The 23,829-nt window shown below is 50.6% G+C and carries 24 protein-coding genes and 3 tRNA genes; 1 reads left to right on the top strand and 26 read right to left on the bottom strand.

The features are described from left to right. Window positions 1-66: 66 nt before the first annotated feature. The 6 genes from PHF27_RS06630 to PHF27_RS06605 all read right to left on the bottom strand — a co-directional run bounded on the left by PHF27_RS06630 (window position 67) and on the right by PHF27_RS06605 (window position 4,534). Window positions 67-141 (bottom strand) — tRNA-Glu (locus PHF27_RS06630). Window positions 142-149: 8 nt separating this feature from the next. Then, window positions 150-224 (bottom strand) — tRNA-Ile (locus tag PHF27_RS06625). Window positions 225-280: 56 nt separating this feature from the next. Then, window positions 281-356: transfer RNA gene (locus PHF27_RS06620), tRNA-Asn, on the bottom strand. Window positions 357-417: 61 nt separating this feature from the next. Then, the gene (gene rpoD, locus PHF27_RS06615; protein ID WP_300067518.1) at window positions 418-1,521 is read right to left on the bottom strand and encodes an RNA polymerase sigma factor RpoD; all 1,104 of its coding nucleotides are present in this window, start codon (window positions 1,519-1,521) and stop codon (window positions 418-420) included. A gap of 39 nt (window positions 1,522-1,560) precedes the next feature. Next, the gene (gene dnaG / locus PHF27_RS06610) at window positions 1,561-3,351 is read right to left on the bottom strand and encodes a DNA primase (RefSeq protein WP_300067516.1); all 1,791 of its coding nucleotides are present in this window, start codon (window positions 3,349-3,351) and stop codon (window positions 1,561-1,563) included. A 178-nt stretch (window positions 3,352-3,529) separates the two neighbouring features. Further along, window positions 3,530-4,534, bottom strand: coding sequence for a deoxyguanosinetriphosphate triphosphohydrolase (locus PHF27_RS06605; RefSeq protein ID WP_300067521.1), 1,005 nt, complete (start codon window positions 4,532-4,534; stop codon window positions 3,530-3,532). An 89-nt stretch (window positions 4,535-4,623) separates the two neighbouring features. Here PHF27_RS06605 and PHF27_RS06600 point away from each other — a divergent pair, with 89 nt between their 5' ends. Further along, window positions 4,624-5,106 carry an LptA/OstA family protein gene (locus tag PHF27_RS06600; RefSeq protein WP_300067514.1) on the top strand — a complete coding sequence of 161 codons (483 nt, stop codon included), beginning with the start codon at window positions 4,624-4,626 and terminating at the stop codon, window positions 5,104-5,106. Between the two features lie 171 nt (window positions 5,107-5,277). Here PHF27_RS06600 and glyS read toward each other — a convergent pair whose 3' ends face one another. The 20 genes from glyS to PHF27_RS06500 form a co-directional block, all read right to left on the bottom strand. Next, the gene (gene glyS, locus PHF27_RS06595; RefSeq protein WP_300067513.1) at window positions 5,278-7,338 is read right to left on the bottom strand and encodes a glycine--tRNA ligase subunit beta; all 2,061 of its coding nucleotides are present in this window, start codon (window positions 7,336-7,338) and stop codon (window positions 5,278-5,280) included. Continuing rightward, window positions 7,331-8,215, bottom strand: coding sequence for a glycine--tRNA ligase subunit alpha (glyQ, locus tag PHF27_RS06590; protein ID WP_300067520.1), 885 nt, complete (start codon window positions 8,213-8,215; stop codon window positions 7,331-7,333). Before glyQ ends, glyS begins: the two co-directional genes overlap by 8 nt. 366 nt (window positions 8,216-8,581) lie before the next feature. After that, entirely contained in the window at window positions 8,582-9,340 is a 759-nt protein-coding gene (recO, locus tag PHF27_RS06585; RefSeq protein ID WP_300067511.1) for a DNA repair protein RecO, read from the bottom strand. Then, complete coding sequence (locus PHF27_RS06580) at window positions 9,337-10,632, bottom strand: hemolysin family protein (protein ID WP_300067509.1); 1,296 nt, start codon at window positions 10,630-10,632, stop codon at window positions 9,337-9,339. Before PHF27_RS06580 ends, recO begins: the two co-directional genes overlap by 4 nt. A 119-nt stretch (window positions 10,633-10,751) precedes the next feature. After that, window positions 10,752-11,351 (bottom strand): DUF502 domain-containing protein, encoded by a 600-nt coding sequence (locus tag PHF27_RS06575; protein WP_300067507.1) that lies wholly within the window; start codon window positions 11,349-11,351, stop codon window positions 10,752-10,754. Window positions 11,352-11,354: 3 nt separating this feature from the next. Next, window positions 11,355-12,254 (bottom strand): GTPase Era, encoded by a 900-nt coding sequence (gene era, locus PHF27_RS06570; protein ID WP_300067506.1) that lies wholly within the window; start codon window positions 12,252-12,254, stop codon window positions 11,355-11,357. Further along, window positions 12,251-12,655 carry a cytidine deaminase gene (locus PHF27_RS06565; protein WP_300067504.1) on the bottom strand — a complete coding sequence of 135 codons (405 nt, stop codon included), beginning with the start codon at window positions 12,653-12,655 and terminating at the stop codon, window positions 12,251-12,253. The genes era and PHF27_RS06565 overlap by 4 nt, the downstream gene beginning before the upstream one ends. Next, window positions 12,652-13,095, bottom strand: coding sequence for an rRNA maturation RNase YbeY (gene ybeY, locus PHF27_RS06560; protein ID WP_300067502.1), 444 nt, complete (start codon window positions 13,093-13,095; stop codon window positions 12,652-12,654). Before ybeY ends, PHF27_RS06565 begins: the two co-directional genes overlap by 4 nt. Next, entirely contained in the window at window positions 13,022-15,223 is a 2,202-nt protein-coding gene (locus PHF27_RS06555; RefSeq protein ID WP_300067500.1) for an HDIG domain-containing metalloprotein, read from the bottom strand. The genes ybeY and PHF27_RS06555 overlap by 74 nt, the downstream gene beginning before the upstream one ends. Continuing rightward, the gene (locus PHF27_RS06550) at window positions 15,220-16,221 is read right to left on the bottom strand and encodes a PhoH family protein (RefSeq protein ID WP_300067498.1); all 1,002 of its coding nucleotides are present in this window, start codon (window positions 16,219-16,221) and stop codon (window positions 15,220-15,222) included. The genes PHF27_RS06555 and PHF27_RS06550 overlap by 4 nt, the downstream gene beginning before the upstream one ends. Before the next feature lie 17 nt (window positions 16,222-16,238). Beyond that, a complete protein-coding gene (locus tag PHF27_RS06545) occupies window positions 16,239-16,577 on the bottom strand; it encodes a hypothetical protein (protein ID WP_300067497.1) in 339 nt (112 codons plus the stop codon). Window positions 16,578-16,580: 3 nt separating this feature from the next. Then, on the bottom strand, window positions 16,581-17,582 hold the full coding sequence (gene floA / locus PHF27_RS06540) for a flotillin-like protein FloA (RefSeq protein ID WP_300067495.1): 1,002 nt from the start codon (window positions 17,580-17,582) through the stop codon (window positions 16,581-16,583). Continuing rightward, complete coding sequence (locus PHF27_RS06535) at window positions 17,579-18,868, bottom strand: NfeD family protein (RefSeq protein WP_300067493.1); 1,290 nt, start codon at window positions 18,866-18,868, stop codon at window positions 17,579-17,581. Before PHF27_RS06535 ends, floA begins: the two co-directional genes overlap by 4 nt. A gap of 88 nt (window positions 18,869-18,956) precedes the next feature. Continuing rightward, window positions 18,957-19,409 (bottom strand): GatB/YqeY domain-containing protein, encoded by a 453-nt coding sequence (locus PHF27_RS06530; protein WP_300067491.1) that lies wholly within the window; start codon window positions 19,407-19,409, stop codon window positions 18,957-18,959. Window positions 19,410-19,432: 23 nt separating this feature from the next. Beyond that, window positions 19,433-19,609 (bottom strand): 30S ribosomal protein S21, encoded by a 177-nt coding sequence (rpsU, locus tag PHF27_RS06525; RefSeq protein ID WP_018702502.1) that lies wholly within the window; start codon window positions 19,607-19,609, stop codon window positions 19,433-19,435. A gap of 100 nt (window positions 19,610-19,709) precedes the next feature. Further along, the gene (locus PHF27_RS06520) at window positions 19,710-20,057 is read right to left on the bottom strand and encodes a histidine triad nucleotide-binding protein (RefSeq protein ID WP_300067489.1); all 348 of its coding nucleotides are present in this window, start codon (window positions 20,055-20,057) and stop codon (window positions 19,710-19,712) included. 95 nt (window positions 20,058-20,152) lie between these two features. Continuing rightward, window positions 20,153-21,466 carry a tRNA (N(6)-L-threonylcarbamoyladenosine(37)-C(2))-methylthiotransferase MtaB gene (gene mtaB / locus PHF27_RS06515; RefSeq protein ID WP_300067488.1) on the bottom strand — a complete coding sequence of 438 codons (1,314 nt, stop codon included), beginning with the start codon at window positions 21,464-21,466 and terminating at the stop codon, window positions 20,153-20,155. Next, window positions 21,454-22,203, bottom strand: coding sequence for a 16S rRNA (uracil(1498)-N(3))-methyltransferase (locus PHF27_RS06510; RefSeq protein ID WP_300067486.1), 750 nt, complete (start codon window positions 22,201-22,203; stop codon window positions 21,454-21,456). Before PHF27_RS06510 ends, mtaB begins: the two co-directional genes overlap by 13 nt. Window position 22,204: 1 nt before the next feature. Next, complete coding sequence (gene prmA, locus PHF27_RS06505) at window positions 22,205-23,143, bottom strand: 50S ribosomal protein L11 methyltransferase (protein ID WP_300067485.1); 939 nt, start codon at window positions 23,141-23,143, stop codon at window positions 22,205-22,207. A gap of 142 nt (window positions 23,144-23,285) precedes the next feature. Continuing rightward, window positions 23,286-23,829, bottom strand: a 544-nt coding sequence (locus PHF27_RS06500) for a DnaJ C-terminal domain-containing protein (RefSeq protein ID WP_300067484.1), incomplete at its 5' end; no start/stop codon positions are given.

Raw genomic sequence — 23,829 nt, 5'->3', positions numbered from 1 at the left:
ACAAAGGCGCGTTTCCTTTACAAGAAAACGCGCCTTTGTGTTTTATTGAAGTTACGTTATGCAATTTGGTGACCCGTAAGGGAATCGAACCCTTGTTCCCGCCGTGAAAGGGCGGTGTCTTAACCGCTTGACCAACGGGCCATTTCTAGTGGTGGGCCCACCTGGGATCGAACCAGGGACCGGCCGGTTATGAGCCGGCTGCTCTACCGCTGAGCTATAGGCCCTAATGAAGTAGAAAACAGGTTTTCCCGAAAGAGAAAGCCTGTTCATTATGCTAAAATGGCTCCTCGAGTAGGACTCGAACCTACAACCCCGCGGTTAACAGCCGCGTGCTCTACCGATTGAGCTATCGAGGAATGCTATCGACGTAACACATTATAATTCAGGAAGCCCTGTCTGTCAAGGCCCTAACCGGTTTTACTCCAGAAAATCCTTCAGCTTCTTACTCCGGCTGGGGTGACGCAGCTTCCGCAATGCTTTCGCTTCAATCTGGCGAATTCGTTCGCGAGTAACGCCAAAATGTTGGCCCACCTCTTCTAAGGTACGAGCCCGGCCATCATCCAATCCAAAGCGAAGACGCAGTACTTTCTCTTCCCGCGGCGTCAATGTTTCCAGCACTTCTTCCAGCTGTTCCTTCAGCAGCATAAACGACGCTGCTTCTGCCGGGGCTGGAGCGTCCTGATCCTCAATAAAATCTCCCAAATGAGAGTCTTCTTCTTCCCCAATCGGAGTTTCCAGCGAGACAGGTTCTTGGGCTATTTTCATAATCTCCCGCACCCGCTCTACGCTGATTTCCATTTCCTTGGCTATCTCTTCCGGTAACGGCTCCCGCCCCAAATCCTGCAACAGGTGCCGCGATACGCGAATCAATTTATTAATGGTTTCGACCATATGCACGGGAATACGAATGGTACGGGCCTGATCCGCAATCGCCCGGGTAATAGCCTGACGAATCCACCAGGTCGCGTAGGTACTAAATTTATAGCCCTTATTGTAGTCGAATTTCTCGACCGCTTTAATCAGTCCCAAGTTGCCTTCTTGGATCAAATCCAAAAACAGCATGCCTCGTCCAACATATCTCTTGGCAATACTGACCACAAGACGCAAATTGGCTTCGGCTAAACGTCTTTTTGCCTCTTCGTCCCCTTGTTCCATCCGTTTGGCCAGAGCAATCTCGTCATCCGCCGTCAGCAGCGGTACTCGGCCAATTTCCTTAAGATACATGCGGACCGGATCGTCAATACTGATTCCCTCGGGAATCGACAGGTCAATGTCTACTTCCTCGTGCTGCTCATTATTGGCGTCTGCATCCTCTATAACTTCAGCTTCCGCTATTTCATCGACAATCTCGATGCCTTTGTTGGAGAAAGACTCATACATATCGTCCATTTCGTCAGCCGAAAGCTCTTCCTTTTGCAGGCTGTCCATAATTTCTCCATAAGACAGGACGCCGCCTCGTTTTTCGCCTCGCTCCAACAACGAATCCATTTGCACTTCTGGACGTACTTTTTTCTCTGTCATTGCCTTGTCTCCCTCCTCCCACACAAATCATCGGTTTGATTATCGTGTGAACGCATTTGCATGCAATTGATCAATCTCATGTTTAATTCGCTGACTTTCTGCTAATTCCTGCAAAAAGCGGCTATCCCCCAAACGTTCTAATTCATCGGCCCGCAGGCGATGTTGCTCATACCTGCGGCGCAAGGCCGCAATATGCATGGTACGGATGCAATCGTCGACAAAAGAAATACGATCTCCTTCCGGTAACGGCTGTAAAGCAATACCGGAAATAAGGCTTTGTTGCTTTTCCTGCAGCGAATAAAGCCAGCGCTGCAAGCTTCCTTCGCCTTGTCGTTGCTGCATGTAAAGAGCGGAAAACAAGTCCCGCCAGACCGGATCTTCCAGGTCCTCCTCAGGCAATTGCGCCTCCACATAAGAAATCAGAGATTCTTCTTCTAAAATAAACCGCAACAACAACCGCAAGGCCTCTTGCTCTGCATTTCGGCTTTGTTTGTTAACGACGATAGCCCGTCCGACTCTTCCCGAGGTGTTTCCTGAGCTTTTTTTTACTTCTGCGCGAATGGCAGTTTCATCAATTTCCAGCATTTCCGCCATCTTACGAATATATGCATCTGCCTCGACCGCACTGTCTGCAGTTGCCAACAGCGAAGCCATTTCAGAAACCACAGCCACTTTGCCTGCCAAGGTTCCTGTATCTTGTTTACGCAGCGCATAACGCAGATGAAATTCCAGAAGAGGCAGAGCATCCTGCAGCAACTGTTTAAATTCATCATCGCCATGGCGTCGTAAAAACTCGTCAGGATCTTTACCATCAGGCAAAGCAACTACTTTCACGACCGCTCCGCAATCTTTAACCGTATGCAAAGCGCGCAAAATGGCTTCTTGTCCTGCATTATCGCTGTCATAAGCGAAAAGCATTTCTGTTGTTACTCTAGCCAATTGCTTCGCCTGCTGCGGCGTAAAAGCAGTCCCCAGCGAAGCCACTACTTGCGAAAAGCCTGCCTGGTGCGCTGCAATCGCGTCCATATATCCTTCGACAACCACTGCTTGTTTTCCTTGCTTAATTGTAGGCGCTGCCAAATGATATGCATATAAGACATGGCGTTTATTAAATAATGTCGTTTCAGGAGAATTTAAGTATTTAGGATGGCTATCATCCAAAACACGACCGCCAAAGCCAATCACACGACCTTGATAATCCCAAATTGGAAACATCAAGCGATTACGGAAGCGGTCATAGAGTCCGCCTCGAGATCGTTCCTGCGCCAACCCGGCTTCCAGCAAAGAAGCTTCTGCAATTCCCCGGCGCGTAAGAGCGCTAACAAGCTTATCCCATTGCGGCGGCGCAAAGCCCAGTTGAAACTTCTCTATCGTCTCGTCTGTAATGCCTCGTCGCTTTAAATATTCGCGCGCTTCTTTGCCATAATTTGTCTTAGTCAAACAAGAATGGAAAAAATCCCGCGCCAGCATGTTTACCTGGAACTGCGCTTGCCTTGCTTTCTCACGTTCCAGCTCTTGCGGCGAACGTTCCTGCTCCGGCATCGGTATGTGCAGCTTCTCTGCTAATAGTTTCACCGCTTCCGGAAAAGTAATATTTTCCACTTTCATTAAAAACTGAAAAACATCACCGCCTGACTGACAGCCAAAGCAGAAAAAAAATCCTTTATCTTCGGACACTGAAAAAGAAGGAGTTTTTTCCTGATGAAACGGACAGCAACCCCAATAATTACGTCCCTTTCGTTTCAGCGGCACATAATCAGAGACAACACTGACGATGTTGCTTTCCGAGCGCAGACGTTCTAAAAAGCCTTCCCGTACAGCATCCCTCATGAATTCTCACTACCTATTTCTTAATTTTTCTTTAAAATACCGGTCATCCATGCCGGTTTGTTAGTATTCTACATCTCCAACCATATTCCTGCTGAAAAGATACATCCACAAAAAAACAGTTTTTTCTTTCGATTCAAACAGTGATTTTGAAGCAAGCAGCACTTATGGTATTAGTATTTTATCGGCCACAACCATGCCCCCAGCGTACAGGAATGAACCATCGTTCAAACAGATGAATTGCATACTGATCTGTCAAGCCGGCAATATAGTCTACTACCGTAGTTTCTCGGCCCCACTGAGCCTCCCGTTCCTGGAATTCCAAAGGCAGCTGCTCTGGATGCTTCAAAAAGAAAGCAAAAAGATTGTGGATGACATACTGGCCTTTTTGCCGCTCTTCCTCCAAGGGGGAAGCCCGATAAATCCGTTCAAACATAAATGCTCGAAACTCATCCATAGCTTGCTGAACCGTTGGAGAAAAGCCAATCTTCTCTTTACCTTGAGACTGCTCAATCATGTCGGTCACCATAACGGTAATCATGTCCGATGTTCTGGTTCCCAAATGCACTTTTACGAAATCGGGCAAATCTTGAGGCTGCAGCATGCCCGCCCGAATACCGTCGTCATAGTCGTGACATAAATACGCCACCCGATCTCCTCGCCTCACAATGCCGCCTTCCAGCGTCAAGGGCTCCTCGGCGCCAGTGTGGTGCAAAATTCCGTCCCGTACCTCTCCCGTCAAATTCAAGCCTTGCCCATTTCGCTCTAAATGGTCTACGACGCGCAAGCTTTGCTCGTTATGGTGAAAATGCCCGACAAGCTGGCACAAAGCCTCTTCACCAGCGTGACCAAATGGTGTATGACCTACATCATGGCCTAAGGCAATTGCTTCCACCAAATCTTCATTTAAAGCAAGCCCTCTGGCAATCGTCCGGGAAATTTGAGCTACCTCCAAACTATGGGTCATGCGCATGCGATAATGATCTTCCGGTGCAATATAAACCTGAGTCTTATGCTTCAAGCGGCGAAACGATTTGCTATGAATAATCCGGTCTCGATCGCGTTGAAAGGCGGTGCGAATCGGGCACTCCTCTTCCGGGCGCTGCCGAACCGCCTTATGGCTATAGCTTGCATGAGACGCTAATATTTTTCGTTCCAATTCCTCACTACGCTCGCGAAGCTTCATCACACCAGTCCCTCCTCCTTGCCTTCCTCTTGTGCTATAATAAAGGAAAGTAGGCTTTTGCTTGTAAAATAAGAAAGGAAGGTTATACTATGAAATCAACACACATTTTAGCAAGTATTCTTGCTTGCTTTCTGTTTCTTGCTTCGGTAACTTCAGTAGTCTCCGCAGCTGTCCCTGTTATTCAAGCCGACCAGCAGTATTTTGACATCAAAAGCGGTCTGCATGTATTAAAAGGAAATGTGACGATCAGCCATAGCGGGCGTGTTGTCACCGCCGGCGAAGCGCGCACAAACATGTTGGAAGTCTGGGCCTCAGACAATGTCACTTTCACGCAGGATGACATTTCTTTCCGCGGTGATTCCGTCTATGTCAACATTCCCAGCAACACGGCAAAAATCACCGGCAACGTCAGTTACAGCGACAATGGCACAAGCATTCAAGCGCAACAAGTAGAATACGATTGGAATTCTAAAATTGCCCTTTTTAATGGTCAAGTCAAGATAACGCAAAACGGCACGACTTCTTCGCAGGAACAAGTCCGTTACCATGTAATCGAACACACTTTGATTTAGCTCCATTCACCTCGGCCGCTGCCTTAAAGCGTCTCTCCCTTTATTAATTACGCTTCCCTTCGCTAATTCCCTGCTATTCTACAAAAAGAGACCAAAAATAAGGTCTCTTTTTAAAAAAATCCTGGGCTCCAAAAGAGCCCAGGATTTTTTATTGGGTTACTACGCCGCTTTTTAGGCGACAATCACTTTTCCCAAATCACCAATTCCGGAAGCAAGAGAAACAATCTGTTTTAGCAAAGCTAAGCGATTTGTTTTTACTTCCTCATCCGGATCCATAACCATTACCGCTTCAAAGAAAGCATGAATCGGATCGGCTAAGGTCGTCAATTCCGCCAGCACTTGCGCATAGTCACGTTGCTGGGAGCTGGCCGCAATCCTTGCTGCAGCCTTTTGATAAGCAGCGTACAAAGTTTTTTCTTCATCCGCCACAAAAGAAGTCTCTTTAATTTCATCCCTTGTCGCGTTTTTTACCAAATTCGACGCACGCGTCAAAGCCTGTACCGCTTTTTTCAGTGAATCCCCTTCAGCAGCAGTCAAAGCCTGCGCTTTCAACCACGACTCATAGAGCACATCGGTATCGCCTTCCAAAATGGCATCGACAACATCATAACGCACATTCTGCTCTAACAACAGATTCTTCAAACGCAACCGGAAAAACTCAGCCACATCCTGCTGCAGCTTCTCCTGCACCTTCGCATCTGTCAGGTTCAATTGTTCCAAAGCGTATTGAACCATATCCCGCAAGGAGAACCCATAAGACGCCGCCAAGAGAGTACTGAGAATGCCCTGGGCTTGCCGCCGCAAAGCGTAAGGATCCTGGGAGCCTGTGGGAATCAAGCCTCGGCTGAAAGTAGCTACAATATTATCCAGCTTGTCCGCAATGCTTACAAGACGGCCCGGCATTCCCTGCGGCAGCTCATCACCGGCAAAGCGAGGCAGGTAATGCTCATAAATGCCTTCCGCCACTGCGTCATCCTCGCCGTTAAGCTTGGCGTATTCCCGCCCCATGATGCCCTGCAGTTCCGTAAACTCGCAAACCATACCGGTTACTAAGTCAGCTTTAGCAAGATAAGCTGTCCGCGCTACCTGTTTCAGCGCCGCCTCATCGGCCTGCAGGTTTTTTCCGAGCTGCAGCGCAGCTGCCTGCACCCGTAGCACCTTGTCATGCATAGTTCCCAGGCCGTCTTGGAAAACAATGCTTTTCAGCCGTTCCACGCGCTGCTCTAAAGTCCCTTTCTGGTCTTCCATGTAGAAGAAACGAGCATCCGCCAACCGAGCGCGCAGCACCCGCTCATTGCCATGACGAACAACATCCAAGTGTTCTTTGCCGCCATTGCGAACCGTAATAAACAAGGGCAAGAGCTTACCGGCCTGATCTAAAACCGGAAAATAACGCTGGTGTTCCTTCATCGGCGTAATGACCGCCTCTTGAGGCAGTTCCAAATACTCTTCCTCAAAACGCCCGCATAAGGCCGTGGGATATTCGACCAAATGCACGACTTCTTCCAGCAGTTCCTCGTCCATCGCGACCACGCCGTTATGCTCCCGAGCCGTTTCTTCCAACTGTTGACGTATGATGCTGCGACGTTTTTCCGGATCTGCTAAGACAAAATTATGGCGCAGCGAATCTTCATAAGCGGCTGCTTCGGCGATGGTAATTTCCTTTTCTCCCAAAAAGCGATGCCCCCGCGATACGCGCCCGCTGACCACGCCTGTCACTTCCAGCGGCACAATTTCTTGTCCGTACAAGGCTACGAGCCAGCGAATCGGCCGGACAAAATGCATGTCTAAATCGCCCCAGTGCATATTTTTAGGAAAATTAAGCTTGTGCAGCAGCTCCAGCAGCAATTCCGGCAACAACTCAGCCGTAGCCTTTCCTTGCTCATGAATTTGCGCATACACATAGCCGTCTCGCTCCACCAGCGCATTTACATCCACGCCCTGACCTCTGGCAAAGCCTTGACCCGCTTTCGTCGGTTTTCCTTCCGTATCAAAGGCAATGCGCACCGAAGGGCCTTTGTTTTCACTTTCACGGTCTTCTTGCTGCTCCGTCAGGTTGCGAACCAGCACTGCCATCCTACGCGGCGTACCGAATACTTGAATGTCTCCATGCTCCAAGCGCAGCTCTTGCAACCGCTGGCTGCTATACTCGGTCAACTGCTGCAGAATGCCTTTCATAAAGCGCGCCGGAATCTCTTCCGTACCAATTTCAAACAGTAAATCCTTAGCCATGCTGACAGTCTCCTTTCAACAGCGGATAGCCAAGGGCTTCACGCTGCTCCAGATATCCTTGGGCGCACAAGCGGGCCATATTACGCACCCGGCCAATGAAGGCGGTTCGCTCGCTTACGCTGATGGCGCCTCTGGCGTCCAGCAGATTGAAAGTATGAGAGCATTTGAGCACATAATCATACGCAGGCAGCACAAAGCCCGCTTCCAGCACTCGCACCGCTTCTTTTTCATAAAGATCAAACAAGTGGAACAGCAGTGCCGTATCCGCCAATTCAAAATTATAATGAGACTGCTCCACTTCGTTGCGATGGAACACATCCCCGTAAGAAACGCCTTCTACCCAGGTCAAATCATAGACATTTTCCACGCCTTGAATATACATGGCCAAGCGTTCCAGGCCATAGGTAATTTCTACAGAAACCGGTTTGACGTCAATACTGCCGACCTGTTGAAAATACGTAAACTGCGTAATTTCCATGCCGTCCAGCCAGACTTCCCAGCCCAGGCCCCAAGCGCCCAAGGTGGGAGACTCCCAGTTGTCTTCTACAAAACGGATGTCATGCTTTTCCGGCTCAACACCCAGTTGCGCCAGGCTTTCCAAATAGAGCTCCTGGATGTTGGCCGGCGACGGTTTTATAATCACCTGAAACTGGTGATGTTGAAACAGCCGGTTGGGATTATCACCGTACCGTCCGTCAGCAGGACGACGCGAAGGCTCCACATAGGCCACCTTCCACGGTTCAGGACCGAGGGCTCTCAAAAAGGTAGCCGGATTCATCGTTCCCGCACCCTTCTCCACATCATAAGGTTGTTGCAAAATACAATTTTGTTTGGCCCAAAAGTTTTGCAGCGTCAGGATAATTTCCTGAAAAGTCATAGCCATTGCCACTTCCTCCTTCATTTTCTCTTGCGCTTGCCGAGACGCCAGCCAATAAACATAAAAAACTCCCGTCCCTGCATCGCTTTCGCAATACAGGGACGGGAGCTAATCCCGCGGTTCCACCCTGCTTGGCTGTCTAACAGCCCGCCTTCGTTGTCCGGGTTTTACTATCTGCAAAATCAAATTCTGCAAAGTTCCTCCCGCAGCTCCAGAACGCCTTCTTTCTCTTAAGAAACCTCGGTTTCCCAGCCAGGCTTTCACTGCCCCTGGCTCGCTGCCTGAGAAATACTACTTTCCTTCTTCACCTATCTCAATTGTGGCTTTAGGATACCACAAAACAACTCTCAGTGCAAGAATGAACGCTCAAGAATTCCCTAACGCCGCTACTTGGCGAATGAACGCCGTAGACCGCAAAGGCCGCTCAATATGATGATCCACATAGGATAAAAGCAGCGCCTCCAGCATAAGCAAAGCTTCCCTTGAAACCAGAAATCCCTCCATTTGCTCCCACTGCAAATGCAAAAACCGCTGCAACAACTCAGCAGCCCCCTCGGAAAACAACTTTTCCTCACTAGAACTGTCATGGCATTGGCGACAAACAACACCGCCTGCAGCCATGTCAAACACAGCCGGCCAAACCAGTTCCTTCCCGCATTGCTGGCAGACTTCGCAGGCAGGTTCCAGACCTGCTAATGCAAACAATTGCCACGAAGCAGCCAGTGTTACCAGACGAGGATTTCGTTCTTCCATGACGCGCAGCACCCGCAACAGCCATTCATAAATTTCCGGTTCCGCCTGCCGTTCCGGGCACAGTTCGGTGATCAACTCCGCTAAAAAGCCGGTATAGGCCATGCGATTCAAATCTTCTCGCAACCCTTGAAAGGAATGAATCATTTCACAGCCCTTGACCGCCTCTACCTGTTTGCCTGCCAGCAAAGCCAGCTGCGCTTGCACAAAAGGCTGCAATCCTCCTGCCAATTGACTTCTAGGACGTCGCGCTCCATAGGCAATCGCAGTGATCAGTCCGTGCTCCTTGGAAAAGACCCGCACCAGCCGGTCCGCCTCCCCCCAATTGCGCACAGTCAGCACAACCGCCTCCACTTGATACCGTCCCGTTGTCATTCTTCTTGCTCCTTTTCCGGCAAATTCGGCAAAGGCACCGCCCTCACCCGGGTAATACGAAAACCGGTGACTCGCAGCACCGTAAACTGATAGGACCCAATGGGTACACTGTCGCCAATTTCCGGGCGGCGTCCCAGTTTGCCAAAAATGTACCCGCCCAGGGTATCTTCTTCATGTTCGTCTTGGCGTAAATTCAGTAAGGAAAAGACCTCGTCCAGCAATACCAGCCCATCGAACTCAAAAGACCCGTCCAAGCCTCGCTGCACTTCTCGCTCCAGAACTTCATCATGTTCATCCTGTATTTCCCCGACGATCTCTTCAATAATATCTTCTAGAGAAACAAGGCCGGCGGTACCGCCATATTCGTCAATGACCACCGCCATATGAATACGCCGGCGCCGCATTAGCTGCAACAGCTTAGCCACTGACATGCTTTCCGGCACCACCAGAATTTCCCGCATCAGCCGCTTTATATCCCCCAGCGGCGTTGTCTCGAACTCATTATACATTAAATCCCGCAAATGAATCATGCCAATCACATGATCCTTATCCCGCAAACATAAAGGGTAGCGGGTATGATTGCTTTCCCGTACTACTTGAAGGTTTTCTTCGTATGATTTTTCTATGAAAAGGCACACCATATCCTGCCTCGGTACCATGACTTCCCTGGCAATGCGGTCTGCAAAATCGAACACATTATCAATCAGCTCGCTCTCCATAGGATCTAGCACGCCCCCGCGCCGGCTAGCGCTGACCAACATGCGTAATTCCTCTTCCGAGTGAGCCAGTTCGCTTTCACTAGCCCGCTTAATATCAAGATGGCGCAAGAAAAAAGCGGCTGTATGATCAAACAGCGTGATAACAGGATAACCAACCTTATGAAACAGATAAAGCGGCCGTGAAACCAACAACGCCATCTTCTCCGTCTGCTGAATGGCCAGCGATTTGGGAATAAGCTCCCCCAGCACTACATGCATCAACGTAATTAAAGTAAAACCAATAATAATACTGACGCTATGCGCCAGCAGCATGCTGTCCGGCGCAAAAAATCGCAAAGCCGGTTCAAGCAAGGAAGCAATTGCCGCCTCTCCCAGCCAGCCCAAGGCCAACGACGCCAGCGTAACGCCCAGCTGAATGGCGCTCAGATAGGTGTCAATGGCGGAAACAATGCGCATCGTCAGCTTAGCGCGAATATTTCCTTGATGCACCAATTCTTCCAGCCTTGTTTTGCGCACCCGCACTAAAGAAAATTCGGCTACAACAAAAAAGCCGTTAATGGCAACCAAACACAAGGCAGCCAGTACCTTTGCCAAACTATATAGAGACGAATCGATAAGGCATCTCTCCTCCGACCTAACGGTCGCCGTCTTCTCTATAAACGGCTTTAATCAAAAAACCTGCGACAAAAAACTTATACCTTGGGTGTGGTTCCTTTCGGCATAATGGCCCCGCCTGTCAAAACATACTGCAGGGCGCTCTCCGGCGCCACATCCAGAAAAACAACATCCTTGCGCGCTACAATCAAGTTCAGACCGGCGGTCATATTAAAACTAAAGGGTATATATACGCATACCGATTCTTCGTCCACCGCATCCGCTAGTTCCGACGAAAGGGGCGAGGCCAAAAAGCCGATGGCTTTGGCCTCCGTTCCCGGATACGTCACCAATACCGCTTGCCGAAACGTCTGCTGAGATCCCAGCATGGCTTTGGATACTTGCTGCACGCTTTTATACAAAAAATTGACAACTGGAATGGACGCAATCATCCGATCCCCAAAATGAAGGATTTCCTTCATAATCCAATTGGACGAAAACCACCCCATCAAAACTATCAGCAACGCTACCGCTAATACGCCCATTCCAGGAAACTTAATCGGCAGCACTTTCCCAATCCAAGTTTCCGTAAAGTTAAAAATAGTCAAAACCACCGTCAAAGTGATTGTAACCGGAACTAAAATAATGAGTCCGTTTACAAAATACTTGGAAATGGAAAAGCGGAAAATGCGTTTCATGTATTACTCACCCTTATATCCTAACGTGCGCAGCATCATATCGCGGTTGCGCCAATCTTTCTTCACCTTTACCCATAAATCTAAATACACTTTAGAACCTAAAAGTCCTTGGACATCTTCTCGGGCCAAACGGCCGATTTCCTTCAGAAGTCCTCCTTTAGCGCCAATGACAATGCCTTTTTGAGATTCCCTCTCCACGTAAATAACCGCACGCACATAAAGATCTTCATTAGGCCTTGTTTTAATCTCCTCAATCTCCACAGCAATGGCATGAGGAATTTCCTCACGTGTTAAATGCAACACTTTTTCACGAATCATTTCCGCAATCACCAAGCGTTCCGGCTGGTCCGTAATCATATCCTCCGGATAATACTGCGGTCCTGGCTCTAAATGGGTTTTAATCTCTTCAACCAGAGCCTCCAACTGAATATGCTCCAGCGCTGAAATCGGTACAATGGCTTGAAAATCAAAGCGCTCCTGATATTGACGGATAATCGGGAATATCGCTTCTTTACTGAGCATGTCAATTTTATTGATTGCCAAAATCACCGGCGTCCGTACAGCTCGCAGCTGTTCTATAATATACTCTTCACCTGAACCGAAAGAAGCCGTACCATCGGCCACCATCAGTACCACATCCACTTCCTTCAACGTGGACTGAGCCGTCTGCACCATTAATTCTCCCAGCTTGTGCTTAGGTTTATGAATGCCCGGCGTATCAACAAAAAGAATTTGCGCATCCTCTTGGGTCAACACGCACATAATCTTGTTGCGCGTTGTTTGCGGTTTATCCGACATAATCAAAACTTTTTGTCCAATCAGGCTATTAATCAAGGTAGATTTTCCTACATTAGGCCGTCCGACAACCGCTACAAAACCGGATTTAAAATTTTTATCACTCATACGTTATCGTTTCCCCCCTGAAATGCTGCTGGCAACAATTCCTCCAACCGGTAGACCAAGACGTCTCCGGCCAAATTCGCCAGCACAATAATATCTACTCCAAACTCCGCCATAACCTGACGGCACGCGCCGCATGGCGCTACTGGCTGCGGCGTATCCGCCACAACCGCCAGTATAGAGAACTCACGCTCTCCCGCCGCTATCGCCTGAAACAAAGCGTTACGCTCGGCGCATACAGTTAAGCCATAAGAAGCATTTTCTACATTGCAGCCGCTGTAAATAGCGCCGCTTTTAGCCTGCACCGCAGCACCTACGGCAAAATGAGAATACGGCGCATAGGCTCGGCTCCTCACTGCAAGAGCCGCCTCTAACACTGGCTGCCACTGGCTTGCAGAACTCATGCTTCCTGACCTCGCACAATGCCCAGAGCCGCCAGGACCGCTTCTTCCTCAAGGCGCATCTCCGCTTGGTCCGCTGGCTCTTCATGATCATACCCCAGCAAATGAAGCATGCCATGCACTGTCAAATAAGCCAGTTCTCGTTCTAACGTGTGTCCATATTCTTCCGCCTGCCTGGCTGTTGTTTCCAGTGAAATCAGAATGTCTCCCAACAATTCTTCCTCCGGCGCATCAACAATTTCCGGTTCATCGCCTTCGTTTAGAGCGAAAGAAAGCACGTCCGTAGGCCGATCCTTGTCGCGATAGTCACGATTAAGCTCTTGAATCGCAGCATCGTCCAAAAAAGTCACGCCAACCTCCACGCCTTCACTAAGCCCGTAAAGTTCTGCCGCTTTCCCCAGCACCTTCCTCACTGTGTCCTCCATCGCCGGGGTCACTGCCATCTTTTCCTGCCGGTTGCTTAAGACTATTTCCATTTTTCCCTTTCCGCCTCTCCAAATCCCTCAAATTATCCGGATACTCAATTCGGGTATAAAACATGCTGGACAAGACTCGCACAAATACATCGCCAATGGCCTCCAAATCGCGAAAAGCCAAGGGACATTCATCCAGTTGCCCGTCATGAAGACGCTCTTTGATCATTTTTCGCACCATCATCTCAATGCGATTTTGATTTGGCTTTCCCAAGGAACGAACCGAAGCCTCACAAGCGTCAGCCAGCATAAGCAGCGCCGCCTCCTTACTCTGCGGCTTAGGCCCTTCATAGCGAAAATCCTCTTCTTCCAGACATTCGCCATGCTCTTCACTGCAGGCGCGCTGATAAAAGTAGGAAACAAGCATCGAGCCGTGATGCTGCTCGATCAACTCAACAATGGCCTGCGGCAGGCCGTACTCCCTGCATAGCTCCACGCCGTCACGAATATGAGAGGTAACAATAAGAGTGCTCAGCGAAGGCGCCAGCTTGTCATGAGGATTTTCCCCTTCGACTTGATTTTCACTAAAAAAGAAAGGCCTCTTAATCTTCCCTACGTCATGATAATAGGCGCCAACACGCACAAGCAACGGATCTGCACCGACGCGTTCCGCTGCCATTTCCGCCAAATTCCCCACTAGCACGCTGTGGTGATACGTCCCCGGCGCTTCAAACAGCAGCCGCTGCAGCAGGGGATGATTAGGCCTTGAAAAATCAAGAAGCTTGATCGGCGTAGTAATGCTGAAAGTTTGCTCCAAATAAGGCAGCAAGCCGATTGTGATCACTGCCGAAGCAATTCCGTTCGTCACGGCAATAACCGTCTGCACGCCGATGTAACCAGGGGCCAAATCATCCAGCAGGCCGATGGCCAATACTGTCACCGCCTGCACCAAGGCCATCCAAATGCCTGTACGAGGCAAACTGTAGCCGTGATCAATGCGAGAAAGTGCAAATACGCCCATCCAGCTTCCCAAGATGATCATGAGTACCGGCCGCAAATCAAAGCCGGCAATAACGCCAAACAAGGCTCCCAGCACTACGCTGATCATAAAACCGGTTTTAGCACCCAACAGCACGGTGCTCAAAAGAACACCCGCTGCTAATGGCGCCGCATAATCCGAATACAAATGAGCCAACTTTCCCAAAAACAAGGTAACCGTGACAATAAGACTCAGCAAAAGCATGCGTTTAGGATCCTGATACACCGTCGGGATAAACTTATAAAGGAAAAAAGTTCCCAATCCCAAAACCAAAGCGGCAAGAACCGCCAAACCTGCAAACTGTCCTTTGCGCATGTCTGTGTCATGGTAAAGGCCGGACTCGCGCATGGCCTGGATGTGCTCCGGCGTAATAACATCACCTCGGCGCACAAGCATTTGCCCCTTCTTTATGGTCTCACGTACCGGTTCGACACTTCCCAGCGCCTGCTGGCGTCGCCGTTCCGTCTCTTTGGCGTTCTGAAAGAAATTAGGCGCCATAAGAAGCCGCGCCGTCTCGTTGGCCAAAGACGCTGCCGCCGCGTTCTCCGTAAGCAAAGCCGTCTCCGACGGTAATTGCTTGCGTACGACTTCCACTTCCTCTTCACGCACGCCGCGCAGTAAAATCAGGCGCAGCGCTTGCTTGCTCACCTGTTCTCCCTGTTCCAACAGCTCCGCATCAGCCCGCGCCAGTCGCGTTAAAAATTCCTTTGGCAAAGAAGACGTCGCCATGCTATTTAACAGTTCTTCCCGTTTGGAAACATTCGTCTCCCGCAAAGCCAGCCGAGCCGCGTCAAAAATCTCCGTAACGCGCCGTTCCGCCTTGCGCAGCACTTCTCCATCCAGGTCATACACCGTTGGCACGCTATTTAATACGTCGGACTCTAAGCGCTCCGTTTTCACCACGTCCACATAGGAAATGCTGCGCGGCGCTAACACGTCGCGATCACTCACGTCGCCGGGACGAAAAGACATAGAATCCAAAGCAAAATCTGCGCCCAACAAGGCAAAAACGCAAAAAAAGGTGGCGCACCATATGGACAGCCGCCAGAGCAGCGGCTTATTTCGTCCTTCTGTCAGCACCAGCCATATTGTCTGCCAATACCTCAGGTACTCCCTCATTCGGAAATCCCTCGCTCCTCCTGCCGTCCCTGCTCTTCAAATACCTCATAGGCTTTAATAAGCCGCCCCACTAGTTCATGGCGCACTACATCGCCTTCGTTAAGCTCCACAACGGCAACTCCTTGCAATCCCTCGACAACCTTTTTGGCTTGCCGTAACCCGGATGCGATGCTGCGCGGCAAGTCAACCTGCGTTATATCGCCAGTCACCACCATCTTGGACCCAAAGCCTAAACGAGTCAAGAACATTTTCATTTGCTGCGGCGTCGTGTTCTGCGCTTCATCTAGGATAATAAAGGCGTCTTCCAAAGTTCGCCCCCGCATATACGCCAGCGGCGCAATTTCAATGGTCTGCTTCACAAGATACCGTTGCACCGTTTCTACGCCCAGCAAGTCATACAATGCATCATATAAGGGCCGCAAATAAGGATCTACCTTATCTTGAAGGTCACCAGGCAAAAAACCAAGTTTTTCTCCCGCTTCCACTGCCGGCCGGGTAAGAATAATCCGTTCTACGACCTTTTGCTTCAACAAGTGCACCGCCATCGCCACCGCCAGATAGGTCTTGCCTGTACCGGCAGGGCCGATACCGAAGGTAATCTCATGATGACGAATGGCCTCCAAGTAAATACGTTGTCCAATGGTTTTGGGCCTCACCTGCCGGCCGCGCGCCGTAACAGCGACCTTATCCGCAAACATTTGCCGCAACGCTTCGCCCGAACCGGCTTCCAGCATGCGCAGACTGTACTGTATATCATGCTCTGTAACCGGATTCCCCTCACGATACAATTGCCCTAACACTTGCAGCAATTGTTCCAGGCGAGACACTTCCGCTTCCTCGCCGTGGGCGTTTAATTCCTCGCCTCGCGATAAAATCCGGCACGCAAAGCGTTCGCGAAACAGACGTAAAAACTCATCCTGCCGTCCCAAAATCGCTACCGCTTCCTGCATGTTTGAAAACGTCCAATGCAAATCCAAAAAGAAAACCTCCTGCGCCATCTTCCAAGACGGTTAGGCTAGCTTCGCCTTATCCGTCCCACTTCTCCCCGCCGCTTGCTTAAAGGCGGCTTTAAAAGCTCCGCCCAAATTACGCCTTGCACTATAGCCCGCGAAGACAACCGTTGAGAAACGCTTGCCGTTTCCCTTAAAGGCAGTCTTGCAGACTCAGATTCTTTTTTTAATTTCGCCGTCTCGGCCTCATCTTCCTCCTTAGACGCCATTTCCACTGTTGGAGGGAGCGAAGGAGGAGGCGGCGGATACTCATAGCGAGACGTCTGCTGTTGCCGGAGCTTTTTCAAAAGTTCCGGCAGCAAATACAACGCCAAAATCAACAGCAAATACCAAATGCCTTCCATGGCTCAGCCTCCTTGCCTCGAAGGCGTGTCATGCGCCGCTTCCGGCGCTAAGCTGCCGATGGATTCCCTCATTTTCGTATCAGCCATGAGATTACTCAAGTTATAATAATCCAACGCTCCTAGCTTCCCATCCCGCAGCGCCGCTGCCAGCGCTTGGGGAACTTCCGCCTGAGACTCAACGACTTTAGCCTGCATTTCCTGCGTATAAGCGCGCATTTCCTGTTCTTTGGCCACAGCCATCGCACGGCGTTCTTCCGCTTTCGCTTGGGCAATTCGCTTATCCGCTTCCGCTTGATCGGTTTGCAGCTCAGCGCCGATGTTTCGTCCTACATCCACATCGGCGATATCAATGGACAGGATCTCAAAGGCGGTACCGGCATCCAGTCCTTTTCCAAGTACCGTGCGAGAAATATGATCCGGATTGGCTAACACATCACGATGGTCATGAGAAGAACCGACAGTAGTTACAATGCCTTCGCCTACGCGCGCCAACACTGTAGCCTCGCCAGCACCGCCTACCAAACGGTCGATATTGGCCCGCACCGTCACGCGCGCTTTAATTTTCAATTCAATGCCGTTCATCGCCACCGCTGACACCAGCGGCGTTTCCAACACCCGGGGGTTAACGCTCATTTGCACGGCCTCCAGCACATTCCGACCAGCCAAGTCAATGGCCGCCGAACGTTCAAAAGGCAACGGAATTTGCGCTCTCTGCGCGGCAATAAGCGCATCCACCACCCGATCCACATTGCCACCGGCCAAAAAATGAGCCTCCAACTGATTTACATTTACTTCCAAGCCGGCTTTGTTTGCTTTGATCAAAGGCATCACAATCTTAGCCGGAGGTACTCGGCGCAAGCGCATGCCCACCAGCGTAAAAATTCCCACACGCACCCCCGCCGCCAATGCGGAAATCCACAAACCCAAAGGTACAAAATGCAAGAATACCGCAATAGCCACAACCGCTACAAACAAGACAAAAACCGAACCAAATAATGCACTCATTTTTCTTCCTCCTCTTCATGATATCTGCGTACGACAATCGTAGCGCCTCGCAACTGACTCACAACCACTTTGCAGCCGGCAGGAAGATATTCTCCCTCTGAAACGACATCAAGAAGTTCGTCCTCCAGGCGAACCGTGCCGGCTAGGCGCAGCGGCGTCACTACTGTACCGGTTTTCCCCAGCAGCTCTTGGCGCACCGTCTGCGTCATAAACCCTGCAGCCGTTGTTTCCGCATCCTCCAAGATCAGGTGACGTCCCAAGGGACTGGATGGCAGCCGTTTCAGCAGCCACCAGAACAAAATTGAAGCTATAAGCAGGCTTAAAGCCATCCAGCCTACTGCGGCGCCATCTCCTCCTAACGCAAGAAACACTCCGCCCAGAATACCGGCAATCCCCAAGACGCCGAAAACACCAAAGCCTGGGACAACCATCTCTATCAACATACATAAAACGCCGCCGGCAAACAGCCAGGTCTCTAAACCAAGACCACTGCCGCCAAACCATGGCTCGCCAAAAAGCAAAACCGCCGCCCCAAGGCCTATCAAGCCGGCTACACCGGTGCCAGCGGTTTTTATTTCCGTCATAACCGCTAAAAACAAAACAGCAACAAGTAATGATTTTACTAAGGGATGCGCCAAAAAAGCCGCCAACCCATCCTGCCACTGCTCCTGCCTTTGCTGAACCGCGCTGCCAGCCAAGCCGCCCAAGCGCAATACCTCTTCACGGCTATCAGCCACGCCGTCCGCCAAGCCTGCTTCTTTAGCCTGCAGAGAGGTAAGAGCTAAAATTTGTCCAGGCGCTGCATAGGGCGCATACCCCATGGTTTTGTCCACCATCGCTGCCGCTGCCTGGACATTGCGATTTCGCTGTCCGGCGGTTGCCGCAAATTCCGCTTTCAAGGCTGCAATATTCTTTTCTGTAGCCGGAATGGGTTCAGCCGCGCCAATGCTGCTCCCGGGAGCCATATAAATCCGATCGCAAGCCAAGGCGATCAACGCTCCAGCCGACCAGGCCCGAGGCTGCACATAGCAAAACACAGGTACCTGCGAACGCAGCAGGCGATCCCGCATGCGCACGGCAGCATCTACCTGCCCGCCAAACGTATCAATCTCCAGTAAAACCGCCTCTTGCCCCGTTGCCTCGGCGTTTTCAATGGCTCGGGATAATTTGGCCGCCTGTACACCGTTAATTTCTCCCTGCACTTGCACCAAGGAAACAGCTCCTTCACAAACAGGAGACAACAAACAGCTTATCATAAACAAGCACAGGCAAACATACCGCTTCATGGACAGCTCCTTTCCACGCATACACGCCGTTGCTTTCTCTAATTGGCAAAAAACCCGGTACTTAGTGCGTCTAAGTACCGGGTTTATCTTATTGATTGAGTCGTTCACGCACCAGCGTATTTACCAATTTCCCATCGGCTTTACCTTTCACTTGGGGCATGAGAATAGCCATAACTTTTCCCATATCCTTTGCTGTGGTTGCCTGGGCTTGGGATACTGCCTGGTCTACCAACGCGCGAACCTCTTCCTCGCTCAATTGCGCAGGAAGATATTCAGCCAAAATGGCAATTTCTTCCTCAAGTGCAGCTACCAAGTCCGGCCGATTTCCTTTACGGAAGTCTTCCATGGAATCCCGGCGCATTTTCACTTCTTTAGCCAATACATCCAAAACGTCTTCATCGTTCAGTTCTTTCTTACGATCAATTTCAATGTTTCGAATGCTGGCCTTGACCATGCGTAGCACGCTTAGACGGCTTTTGCCGGCTTCCCGCGCTTTCATGGCCGTTTTTACGTCCTCTGTTAATCGTTCTTGTAACGACATCTTAGGCACCTCCAAACGACGAATTAATGGTAGCGGCGTTTGCGGGCAGCCTCGGATTTTTTCTTGCGACGGACGCTAGGTTTTTCATAGTGCTCGCGTTTTCTCACTTCAGCAAGTGTTCCGGCCTTCTGGCAGGTACGCTTGAATCTACGGAGTGCGCTATCAATGGTTTCGTTTTTTCCTACCTTGACTTCTGACATCGATTCTCCCTCCCCTCCACCGACCGTTACGGGAGTGTATGTTTCTTCACAATACACCTCGTTATTATACACGACCACTTGTTCCGTTGTCAATGGCTGATTAGCCTGGCGGCCACTGCATTGATCTGCCGCCGAGGATATGCCAATGCAAATGGCCCACCGTCTGACCGCCATCTTCCTTAATATTGCTGACCACCCGAAAGCCCTTCTCCTCCAGACCCAAAGAAGCCGCTACTTTGCCAATCACCTTCATCATGTGCGTCAATAGAGGAGCATCGCTTTCCTCAATGGCCAGTAAATGATCGATATGGCGTTTGGGAATGGCTAATACATGAACCGGCGCCGCCGGTTGAATATCATGAAAAACCAATACCTGTTCATCCTCATACACAATTTGAGAAGGAATTTCTTTTTGCGCTATTTTGCAAAAGATACAATCCTGTGACATTTTAACACCTCCTCTCAATGTATGACAGTTCATTATTATTCTGTTTATTGTCTTAATTTTCCTTCTTTTGCAAGAAGAAAAACAAGGAAAATTCTTCAAGTTTCGCTCAAACTACCTTCTAGCCAGTCTTCACGAAGCTCCAAAAGCCGTACCTTCAGCGTACGCCCTGCCAAGTCCTCCTTCTGAGGCGGCAGCTTTACCCGCAGATAATTACCAGTCAACCCCGTTGGCCTGCCGTCAGAACCCGGATGCTCAAAAAGAACATCCATGGTGCGTCCGACAAACGCTGCCGCAAAGCAAGCAGCGCTTTTAGCCGCCACTTCCTGCATCCTCTGCACCCGCTCTTTTTTCACATCCTCCGGCACTTGTTGCGCGTAGGATGCCGCCGGTGTTCCGACCCGACGCGAGTACGGAAACACATGCACCTTCGCAAAGCCAAGACGCTCTACAAAAGTCAGCGAATTAGCAAACATTTCTTCTGTTTCCCCGGGAAAACCAACAATAATATCGGTGGAAATAGCTACCTCAGGCAGGAGGCCTCGAATTTCTGCCGCCTGCTCGGCAAAATCCTCTGTGGTATAATGTCGGTTCATCCTCTGCAGCAAGCGGTTGTCGCCCCCTTGCAACGGCAAATGCAGATGCGGGCACAGTCGCCCATCCTGGCACATTAATTGGAGCAATTCCGGCTCCACTTCAATGGATTCCATGGAACTAATACGCAAGCGTCCCAACCCAGGTAAGGCTAAAATTTCCCGGACCGCTGCCGCCAAAGTTCTATTTTCATCCTGCCATTCTCGTCCGTAAGCGCCTAAATGAATGCCAGTCAGCACAATCTCCGCAAAACCTTGGCGAATCAACTTGGCCGCTTCACGGCGCACACTCTCCAAAGAACGCGACCGCAGCCGTCCTCTGGCATAAGGAATAATACAATAGGTGCAGTAATTTTCGCACCCTTCCTGGATTTTCAAAAAAGCGCGCGTCCGCCCGGGCGCTTCTTCCGCTACAGGCACATCTTCAAAAACGTTAGCCGCCATAATATCGCCGACTGCCTGAACTTGTCCGCCTTCCCGGGCCGCCTGCTCCGCCAAATCAACAATGCGTTGACGATCTTGAGTGCCCACGATAAGATCCACACCGGGAATAGCCGCCACTTCCGCCGCCGCCACTTGCGCATAGCAGCCGGTAACCGCCACAACCGCTTCCGGATTCGTTCGTATGGCCCGGCGAATAGCTTGGCGTGATTTTCTTTCACCCAAATGCGTAACCGAACAGGTGTTTAATACATATACATCAGCCACAGAATCAAAAGGCGCCACTTCATAACCCCGGGCGGCAAACAGCCCCTGCATGGCTTCCGTATCCGCCTGATTGACTTTGCAGCCTAATGTCATAAAGGCTACTTTTGACATGATGTTCCTCCCAAATCTCCCAGCTCGTACATTACAACTGCAGCCGCAGCCACCGCCGCCGTCTCGGTCCGCAAAATGCGCGGTCCCATACGCACTACCAACGCGCCATATTGGCGAGCCAGAGCCACCTCTCGCTGTGTTAGGCCTCCCTCCGGCCCGATAAGCACAGCGACTTCTTGCGGGCGCTCTTGCAGCGCCGCCAACGCTTCCTTAAGGCCCAAGCTTTGCTCATCTTCGTATAAGACTAAAAGCAGCGCGCCCTCAGGCAGCGCTGCCAAGGCAGCTTCCAGCGAAGCCACCGGCTTTACCTCTGGAATGCGACTGCGTTTGCACTGTTTAGCCGCTTCCATGGCAATGCGTTCCCAGCGCTCCTGCCTTGCTGCAGCCTTTTTAGCATCAAGACGCAACACACTGCGTTCAGCGGCTATAGGCGCAAAAAATCGGCAACCCAATTCAACCGTTTTTTGCAGCACCCATTCCATTTTCTCTCCTTTAGCCAAGCCTTGCAAAATATGCAGTCCAAGCTCTGCTTCTGCGGTTTCCTCTAGCAGGCGGAGCACCTGCAGCGTAACCCGTTCCTCGGATACATTTGTCACTTCGGCTTCTGCACTGCGCCCCGCTGCATCGCAAACCGCAATGACCGCACCTGGCTGCAGCCGCAGCACTTTTGCCGCATGCAGCGCCTCCGTCCCTGTCAACTCAGCGTCATCCAGAGAACGTAAGAAAAACCGTCTCACCTTATGCGCCGCCTTTTCTGGCAATGATCGCTACCCAGCCGCCTTCTTCCATTACCTTTTCCACGCTTAGCCCCTGCTCCCTTAAAACCGCCGTTACATCCGGCAGGCGTTCAGAGATAATACCGCTGCCAATAAAGGCGCCGCCCTCGCGCAAACGCCCTGGGATATCCGGCAGCAGACGTATAATCACATCCGCTATAATATTGGCCACTACTACGTCGGCTTGGCCGCTAAAACCGGTCAGCAAGTCGCCTTCGCGCACTTCTACGCAGTCTTCCACATGATTCATGACTACGTTTTCCTTAGCCACCCGCACCGCTACACTGTCCAAATCTACGGCGCGAACAGTGGCGGCGCCCAGTTTAGCCGCCGCTACCGCCAAAATGCCGGAGCCGGTTCCCACATCAAAAATAACCTGACCAGGAATCACTACTTCTTCGAGGGCCCGACAGCAAAGCATTGTCGTATGATGCGTGCCAGTGCCAAAAGCCATGCCGGGGTCCAGTTCAATAACCAATTCCTCCGGCAACGGTTGATAGCTTTCCCAAGAGGGCTTGATAACGATTCTCTCGCCAATTTTGACAGGATGAAAATATTCTTTCCAAGAAGTAGCCCAATCTTCTTCTTGGATTTCCTTGTAGGCAATCGTGCCTCGACCTTTATCCAAATTATGCTGCGCTAATTCATTAACCCGTCGTTCAAAGCAACGCAGCTTCTCCTCCAGCTCCTCATCAACAGGCAAATAGGCTTTAACCACAACGGTCTCCACATCTTCCTGCTCCGGAAGCTCGCAATAGTCCCAGGTACCGGAACGCCGGTATGAATTAATCAGTTCCGGATCTTCAATGACGACGCCGCTTGCTCCGAGGTCGTGAAAAATATTGGCCACCGCCTCCGTAGCCTCATGTGTCGTGGCAATGCTTATTTCTGTCCATTTCATAGTTATACGACCTCGCTTTCTTTAAAAAAGCCATAAAAGGCAAAGACACGTCTTCGTTTCCCAAGGACTTTTTTGAAACCTCCTGGGCAAGACCGTGTCTTTGCAAAATGGCAGCCAGCGACTACCTGCACCAAAACAGGAATCAACCGCCGAATACATCCTTCATCTTTTTGAACCAACTTTTTTCTTCGCCGTATACCTGGTCACCGCCAGCAACGGCAAACTCCCGCAGTAACTCTTTTTGCTTATCATTAAGTTTTTGCGGCGTTATCACCTTCACCCGCACATGCTGATCGCCTCGACCGCGGCCATGCAAACGCGGCACGCCTTTTTCACGCAGCCGGAACACCGTACCGGATTGAGTGCCTTCTGGAACCGTCAATTTGACTTTTCCATCCAGTGTTGGTACGTCTACTTCCGCTCCCAAGGTTGCTTGCACAAAGCTGATCGGTACTTCGCAAAGCACATCATATCCTTCGCGCGTAAAAAGAGTGTGTTCTTTGATGAACAAATAGACGTACAAGTCGCCAGACGGGCCGCCTCGCGTACCAGCTTCGCCTTTACCAGACACCCGCAGGCGCGAACCGTTATCTACGCCCTTAGGAATGGTTACCTGAATCTTATGCCGCCCGCGAACCGTACCGGTTCCGCGGCAGACATGGCAGGGCTTCTCAATGATCTTGCCG

Origin of the sequence: Anaeromusa sp., from assembly GCF_028691475.1 — a bacterium.
Classification (GTDB): Bacteria; Bacillota; Negativicutes; order Anaeromusales; family Anaeromusaceae; genus Anaeromusa.
This window is presented reverse-complemented; position numbering and strand designations above follow the sequence as displayed.

Coding starts and splice junctions, on each gene's coding strand:
- ybeY (WP_300067502.1), bottom strand. CDS start 13,095: ATGGCAGTGACCCCGGCGATGGAGGACACAGTGAGGAAGGTGCTGGGG.
- PHF27_RS06555 (WP_300067500.1), bottom strand. CDS start 15,223: ATGAGGGAGTACCTGAGGTATTGGCAGACAATATGGCTGGTGCTGACA.
- glyS (WP_300067513.1), bottom strand. CDS start 7,338: ATGGCTAAGGATTTACTGTTTGAAATTGGTACGGAAGAGATTCCGGCG.
- PHF27_RS06530 (WP_300067491.1), bottom strand. CDS start 19,409: ATGTCGTTACAAGAACGATTAACAGAGGACGTAAAAACGGCCATGAAA.
- rpoD (WP_300067518.1), bottom strand. CDS start 1,521: ATGACAGAGAAAAAAGTACGTCCAGAAGTGCAAATGGATTCGTTGTTG.
- PHF27_RS06575 (WP_300067507.1), bottom strand. CDS start 11,351: ATGAAACGCATTTTCCGCTTTTCCATTTCCAAGTATTTTGTAAACGGA.
- prmA (WP_300067485.1), bottom strand. CDS start 23,143: ATGAAATGGACAGAAATAAGCATTGCCACGACACATGAGGCTACGGAG.
- PHF27_RS06600 (WP_300067514.1), top strand. CDS start 4,624: ATGAAATCAACACACATTTTAGCAAGTATTCTTGCTTGCTTTCTGTTT.
- PHF27_RS06565 (WP_300067504.1), bottom strand. CDS start 12,655: ATGAGTTCTGCAAGCCAGTGGCAGCCAGTGTTAGAGGCGGCTCTTGCA.
- mtaB (WP_300067488.1), bottom strand. CDS start 21,466: ATGTCAAAAGTAGCCTTTATGACATTAGGCTGCAAAGTCAATCAGGCG.
- rpsU (WP_018702502.1), bottom strand. CDS start 19,609: ATGTCAGAAGTCAAGGTAGGAAAAAACGAAACCATTGATAGCGCACTC.
- PHF27_RS06550 (WP_300067498.1), bottom strand. CDS start 16,221: ATGGCGCAGGAGGTTTTCTTTTTGGATTTGCATTGGACGTTTTCAAAC.
- PHF27_RS06520 (WP_300067489.1), bottom strand. CDS start 20,057: ATGTCACAGGATTGTATCTTTTGCAAAATAGCGCAAAAAGAAATTCCT.
- PHF27_RS06535 (WP_300067493.1), bottom strand. CDS start 18,868: ATGAAGCGGTATGTTTGCCTGTGCTTGTTTATGATAAGCTGTTTGTTG.
- recO (WP_300067511.1), bottom strand. CDS start 9,340: ATGACAACGGGACGGTATCAAGTGGAGGCGGTTGTGCTGACTGTGCGC.
- dnaG (WP_300067516.1), bottom strand. CDS start 3,351: ATGAGGGATGCTGTACGGGAAGGCTTTTTAGAACGTCTGCGCTCGGAA.
- PHF27_RS06605 (WP_300067521.1), bottom strand. CDS start 4,534: ATGAAGCTTCGCGAGCGTAGTGAGGAATTGGAACGAAAAATATTAGCG.
- PHF27_RS06545 (WP_300067497.1), bottom strand. CDS start 16,577: ATGGAAGGCATTTGGTATTTGCTGTTGATTTTGGCGTTGTATTTGCTG.
- glyQ (WP_300067520.1), bottom strand. CDS start 8,215: ATGACTTTTCAGGAAATTATCCTGACGCTGCAAAACTTTTGGGCCAAA.
- floA (WP_300067495.1), bottom strand. CDS start 17,582: ATGAGTGCATTATTTGGTTCGGTTTTTGTCTTGTTTGTAGCGGTTGTG.
- era (WP_300067506.1), bottom strand. CDS start 12,254: ATGAGTGATAAAAATTTTAAATCCGGTTTTGTAGCGGTTGTCGGACGG.